Origin of the sequence: Marinospirillum insulare DSM 21763, assembly GCF_000686905.1 — a bacterium.
GTDB classification, from domain to species: Bacteria; Pseudomonadota; Gammaproteobacteria; order Pseudomonadales; family Halomonadaceae; genus Marinospirillum; species Marinospirillum insulare.
This window is the reverse complement of the sequence record NZ_JMLW01000027.1, coordinates 23,963-30,011: the sequence shown is the minus strand read 5'-3', so window position 1 is coordinate 30,011 and position 6,049 is coordinate 23,963. Positions and strand designations below refer to the sequence as shown.

Here is a 6,049-nt window from a genome sequence, read left to right as displayed (position 1 = left end):
ATTATCGAGTTGTTAACACCCTTTGCTTCTGTTGGTTTAGTACATACTCTAACGGCAGATAATGGTAAAGAGTTTGCTGAGCATCAAGCCATTGCAAAAGCACTGAATTGTGACTTTTACTTTGCAGACCCTTATGCTTCTTGGCAACGTGGATTGAATGAAAATACAAATGGCTTAATACGTCAATACTGCCCCAAAGGTTCATGCTTTAAGCACTTAGATGATGAGCATTTTGAATTCATTATGCATCGTTTAAATAACCGACCTAGGAAAACACTTGGAATGAAAACACCAAATGAAGTATTGTTTGAAGAATTACAGGCTGTTGCACTAGCAAGTTGAATCCAAGTTTTCTTAATATAACTAGAAGAGCCAAACCGTGTGCGTGATGCATTTACGCAACTATCTATCAACTCATACTCAACTTTTAATGGGTACCGTTGATCTTCAAAAAATACCTGTTCGACCTTGTAGGTACCAAATGCACCAATGAATAATGCAGTAGTTGCAGATATAAGCGGTTTCTTAAACTTTTTGTAGAAATGACCAGCAAAAGATTTTTTGCATTCGCAACATACAATATTTTGCGCAAACTCTATTTTATTTCCTGTAGAACAAGATGGGCACTCGATTTGCATAGTTTCCTCTAAAAGCTATGTATCCCTGAATTAATACGCACTATCAAACTGTACATCGTAAAATCTAAAAAGTAAGTGATATTAACTTTAATTACCTAGCCAACCTTTCCTCAAAGCTTGCCATAGCAGGGCTTACAAGCACTATTACTTTTATTACCCCTTCCCCACCCCTTTTAGCTTGTTTTGGCTTTAAGGCGTTACTTATATTGCTCAAGCACGCTGGCTACTTTTTCATTCAGCTCGGCTTGCATCTTATCTAGGTCAATGGGTTTTAGGTTGGAAGCTTCGACTTCACACAGCTCAAATAACTCGCCATCGCTTAGCTGTTTGCCACCGCCTAATTTTTTCATTAGCTCGGGGCTAACTTGGCCTACATTGGGTGCTACCACTCCCGTCATTGCCCATAGCGTATAGCGCCTCATTCTTGGGCAACCCAGTATTAGCTGTAGGTTTTCATAGCTAGTTTGACCCCGTTGCTCTAAATAGCGGTAGGTGCTGTGAGGTATTCCAGCAATATCGGCTATTTCAACTTGGGTATAGCCTTCAGCTTTTCTAGCTTGCTGTATTTTCTTACCTAAATCTTCTTCTTGGTTAGACATACTGCTTCTCTTTAACAGTGTTCAAACTGCTCAATAACTAACACTGAGCAACAATAAACGACAAAACTACTTGTATATTGTTAGTTTGCTGTTAGGATTCACCTAAAGAACAACTTGTTAGTAATTTTGTAGCTTTCTTTAAATATCGCTCAAATATTATCAACTTTATTAGGTGACTGCATGAATAAACCCAACAAATCGGTTAATACTTCAGCCCTTGCTGATAACCCTATTCCCGTGATGACGTTAAAAAAATTTGCGGCTGAATCGGGTTTAGCCTTGGCTGGCCCAACGGTTGTAAACGGTATGGTTCAACGCAAAGCCTTACCTACCGTGAAAATTGGCAAGCACCGTATGATCGATATGGATGCTTTACGCTTAATGCTAGAAAAACAGCGTGACTCATCATGTTAGATAAGGATTTAACGCTGGCCATTACTCAACGTTTAGCCGATGAATTTCAGTTTAAGCAGCAGGGTGATTACTTGCGCGGCCTGTGTCCTTCTTGTGGCAAGGCAGAAGCTTTTACTAAAGTAGGGCAGCCTTTCGTTATTTTTTGTGGTCGTTTAAATAACTGCGGAGTGAATCATACTGCTCGGCACTTGTTTGCTGATTTATTTGAAAACTGGTCAAAGCGTTACCCTTCTTCTGTTAATGACCCTAACGCCACTGCCCGTGCTTACCTTAAATACGATCGACAGTTTAACTTAACCTTGTTAGGCAATGCGTGGCAGCAGGGTGCGCTCCCTTTGCAGGATGGTTCTTTTGCCGCCACGATTAAATTCCCTTTGTGGGGCAATCATTATTGGCAAAGGGTGATGGATACCGATCAAATTCCCTTATTAAAATCACCTGAAGGTCTGGTTAAAGGTCAGGCTAAAAAAGCGCGGTTTAGTGCAGGCATTAAGTATTCAGGCAAGTGCTGGGTACCACCTAATATGCAGCTGCAAAAGGGTGACAGGGTTTATATTGTTGAAGGCATTTTTGATGCCATTGCTTTATGGATGTACGGCATTAAAGCCATTGCAGCCTTTAGCTGTAATAACCTACCCTCTAAGTTTATTGAACAGCACCAAGACTGGGGCATTGAGTGGGTGTTGGCTTATGACAATGATGCGGCAGGCCATAAAGCTGCATTAAAGTTTAAGCAGGTATTGCTTGAGCAGGCTCAACAGGTGGTTATTGAGCTGACGCCATCTAAGGACTTGGATTGGGATGACTGCCACCGTTTAGGCAAACTTAAAGAAAACGACTTTTGGGAAGCCTGCCGTTACCAAGGTGATTTGTTGCAGGCTGAATCTGCCAGTGAATACGCTCAGGTTATGTATGAGCATAAAAGCTTTAGCCAGCGTGTTTTTGAGTTCAGTAATGCCACCTGGTCTATTAAGGTGGATAGCACCGAATACGAACAAGAGCTGCAAGATAATACCTTACCCAGTTTAGCCTTTCATAAAGCCAGTAAAATTAACCGCATTAGTAACTGTATCCAAGAGTTTTTGTACATCGAGCGTGATGAACTCGCCGATGATCAAAACTATGTGCTTAAACTGCGTTACGAGAACGGCCACCCTGATCAAATCATTCTATTGCCCGGTAGCTGCATTGATTCCCCCAGTAGCCTAAATAAAGCCTTACTCCAAAGGGGTTCAGGTGCGTTATTTACCGGTAACACCCAAGACTTAAATACCCTGCAAAATCGCTGGTTTAAAACCATTCGCACCATTCAAAGCCTGCCTTTTATTGGTTATGACCGCCTTTCTAAAACCTACGTTTATCAAACCTTTGCGGTGCGTGATGGCCGGGTGATTGAACGCAATAACGATGGTTACTTTGAATTAGGTAAGCTAGGGCTAAAAACCAATTTAAAAAGTCCTCACGTTAACTATTCGGGTCAATTCAATCCTCACTGGGTAAGTGATCTTTGGGATGCATTTGGTACCCAAGGTTTAATCACCCTAGGCTTTTGGACTTCCACCCTTTTTGCTCAACAAATTCGCTACCGGCATAAAAGCCTTCCTTTTTTAGAGATTACTGGTGAACCAGGTGCAGGCAAATCAACCTTAATCGAAATACTTTGGGCGGCCTGTGGGCGTGATTACGAGGGGTTTGATCCAGCTAAAGCTCGCCCAGCGGCTATCAGGCGTACTTTTAACCAAGTATCGAATCTACCTGTAGTATTGATTGAGTCGGATTACACCGAAGAGAAAAAACATTTTGCACAGTTTACCTTTGATTCAATTAAACCGCTTTACGATGGGCGTGGTACTGGCTCGATAGGTATTGCCAACCGAGGCAATGATACAGAAGAGGCGATGTTTCAAGGGGCAATTATCATTGCCCAAAATACTGAAGTGCAAGGCCAGCCAGCAATTTTAGAGCGCATCAATGCACTACGCTTTAACCGTGCAAAACGTGAAACCATACCTGCAGCCCAGCGATTAATTAATGCTTCTAAGCAAGCCGACTTTGCCAGCTTCTTACCTCAAGTGATTAAACAAGAAAAAACTTGGCTAGCATGTTTTGAAAAAGCCATGAGCACCTATGAAGAAACCCTATGGAATGCACCGCTTAAAGGACACAACAGCCAAGCTGTTAAGAACAACCGCTTGGTACTTAACCACCTACAATTAATGGCTGCCGTCGCCACCCTACCCTTGATTTTTGGTGACCAGCACATTACTCAAGACATGGTTAAAGCCTGTGAAGCTCAAGTGCTAACCATGTTAGCTGAACGGCATAAACGCATTGCAGGTGACAGCCCCATTATTGAAGAATTCTGGGAGACTTACCATTACATTAACGACCAAGCACCTGAATACGCTTCAGAAGGCAATCAAGTTATAGAAAATAGGCTGAACCACAGCAACAACCCAGACACCGACATAGCCATTAATATTCCGCACTTTATGGACTTGTGCCGAACCTTCAACCAACCCATGTTTGATCCCAAGGAGCTTAAAAAACACCTGCCTAACTCCAGTCGTTACCCCTACCGTGAGCAGAAGAAGGTTTGGAGCCGAATCAAAAAGCGTACTCTGAGCTGCTGGGTCTTTAACGTAAAATAATGAGTCACCCAAACCCCAGCTTTTAGCCCTAGCTAACCCCCTAGGGAAAGGGGTAATAAAGGTAATAATTCCTCTAAAATGTTATACAACAAGGCTTAAAGCCTTACTTCAATAGTAATTTTTGGGTAAGAAAAAAGTAATAACCTTACCTAACACTCCTCCTCTTTTACCTGCCTTACCTCAAACTACCAATATATTGTTAATTTAGTTGACACTATCTATTTTATAGCTATAAGCTATCTCTATATTGTTTGCTTTGTGTGTTTTTAACATCTGCAAACAATATACAGTCAATCTATTTGAGCTAGATACTCAATAGGCAACGAATAGATATTCTGTAGACACCTAATAGATACGAGGTCGATATGAGCAAGATAGAAGTGGGTTTAGACAGTGGTTGTGCTTTTAACAAAACGGCTTTTCTTAACGAAGAGCAAGAATGGATTGAAAACTCAACGCCATCTTTGGTTCGTTCCGGGCGTGCCAATATCACGCTTAGTGGTTCACAAGGTTATAGCTACACCTGTGAAGGTGAACAATGGACTACCGATGAAAATGCGGTGGATGCAGAAGACACACGTTTTGATTCTTTCTCTTATTCCACTTTAAACACGGTATTAACGCATCACACCCTTAACAAGCTGATGACTGCCCATGATTTAAGCAATGAGTTTAGCATTAGTACGGGGTTGCCTTTAAACCATTACTTCACTGAACAGGGCGTTAATAAAAATGCCATTCAACGCAAACAAACAGCATTGCTCAAACCCGTAGAAGGCTCTGGCGTTAATCTGGTTTGCCAACAAATCTGCCCTGAAGGTTTAGCTGGTTGGGTGGATGCAAGAATTGACCGTTTGGGTCATGAGAAGGCTTCACAAAGCCATGCTGTTGCCGTGGCTGATATAGGCGGGCGTACTACGGACATTTGTGTAGTACAGCCGGATTACAGCTTAATAACTGAATACACCAGCACCTTAAGCATGGGTTGTTTAGACATAGCTGCAGAAGCCAATCGGTTAATTACCCAGCGTTATGGGGTGGGCACTATCAATATGTTAGCTATGTATCAAGTACTAGCTAGCGGCAAGATTGATTTAGGCAGGGGCAAGGTGCAAGACGTGACCGGAGAAACCCAGCAAGCCACCCGTACTATTGCTGGTCGTATTACACGTGAAATTGAACGCCTTACTGGCAAGGTGCCACACCTAGAGGGCTTTTGTTATTTAGGCGGTGGTGCCGAACAGTTAAAGCCGTTTCTTACAGGTGACAGCACTTATATTCCAGAGAGACCGAGATTTGCTAATGCGCGTGGCTTTTTAAAAATCATGCAGCACCTGAGCTGAGTCAGGAGCAAAGACTATGACAGTGACCAGAAACAGAAAAATCACCATTTACCTAGATAACAGTATTACACCGGAACTAAGGACATGGCTGATTAAAAATGGCGATAGCCAAGGTGGACGTAAACTACTGCGGATGGGGTATTTGTTAGAGCAGTCTGGCTTAGCCGATCAAATTCAGTTGTTAGCTACGCAAAAAGGGATGGTAACTGCTAGCCAGTTTGAATTAGTCGCTAAGGCTGTTGAGCTACTAGCACCCTTACAAAGCACTACACAAACTGAACAACCCACCATTGAAGCTCCCGTAACAACGGTAGCAATAGCTCATCCAGAACAAGCACCTACGCCTGAACCTGAAGCTAAAGCACCCAAAAGCTCATTATTTGCAGCAGGAAAAAAAGATTAAG

The 6,049-nt window shown here is 42.5% G+C and carries 6 protein-coding genes; 5 read left to right on the top strand and 1 reads right to left on the bottom strand.

Features of this window, described 5'->3' with window-relative positions; translation table 11 throughout:
* The coding region (locus tag BP27_RS0110975; RefSeq protein ID WP_036240123.1) for an IS30 family transposase at positions 1-342 on the top strand (342 nt) is incomplete at its 5' end.
* 493 nt (positions 343-835) lie between these two features.
* On the opposite strand, the gene BP27_RS16810 is transcribed toward BP27_RS0110975, so the two are convergent.
* On the bottom strand, positions 836-1,237 hold the full coding sequence (locus BP27_RS16810; protein WP_051610528.1) for a helix-turn-helix domain-containing protein: 402 nt from the start codon (positions 1,235-1,237) through the stop codon (positions 836-838).
* A gap of 180 nt (positions 1,238-1,417) precedes the next feature.
* Here BP27_RS16810 and BP27_RS16055 point away from each other — a divergent pair, with 180 nt between their 5' ends.
* From BP27_RS16055 to BP27_RS0110950, 4 genes are all read left to right on the top strand, one after another.
* Positions 1,418-1,651 carry a DNA-binding protein gene (locus BP27_RS16055; protein WP_036240116.1) on the top strand — a complete coding sequence of 78 codons (234 nt, stop codon included), beginning with the start codon at positions 1,418-1,420 and terminating at the stop codon, positions 1,649-1,651.
* The gene (locus BP27_RS0110960) at positions 1,645-4,302 is read left to right on the top strand and encodes a toprim domain-containing protein (protein WP_027851591.1); all 2,658 of its coding nucleotides are present in this window, start codon (positions 1,645-1,647) and stop codon (positions 4,300-4,302) included. Before BP27_RS16055 ends, BP27_RS0110960 begins: the two co-directional genes overlap by 7 nt.
* Before the next feature lie 365 nt (positions 4,303-4,667).
* A complete protein-coding gene (gene parM, locus BP27_RS0110955) occupies positions 4,668-5,645 on the top strand; it encodes a ParM/StbA family protein (RefSeq protein WP_027851590.1) in 978 nt (325 codons plus the stop codon).
* Between the two features lie 16 nt (positions 5,646-5,661).
* The gene (locus BP27_RS0110950; protein ID WP_027851589.1) at positions 5,662-6,048 is read left to right on the top strand and encodes a hypothetical protein; all 387 of its coding nucleotides are present in this window, start codon (positions 5,662-5,664) and stop codon (positions 6,046-6,048) included.
* Position 6,049: the final 1 nt, after the last annotated feature.

Bases quoted from the DNA above. Each gene is read 5' to 3' on its own strand.
- parM (WP_027851590.1), top strand. From the start codon at position 4,668: ATGAGCAAGATAGAAGTGGGTTTAGACAGTGGTTGTGCTTTTAACAAA.
- BP27_RS0110950 (WP_027851589.1), top strand. From the start codon at position 5,662: ATGACAGTGACCAGAAACAGAAAAATCACCATTTACCTAGATAACAGT.
- BP27_RS16055 (WP_036240116.1), top strand. From the start codon at position 1,418: ATGAATAAACCCAACAAATCGGTTAATACTTCAGCCCTTGCTGATAAC.
- BP27_RS0110960 (WP_027851591.1), top strand. From the start codon at position 1,645: ATGTTAGATAAGGATTTAACGCTGGCCATTACTCAACGTTTAGCCGAT.
- BP27_RS16810 (WP_051610528.1), bottom strand. From the start codon at position 1,237: ATGTCTAACCAAGAAGAAGATTTAGGTAAGAAAATACAGCAAGCTAGA.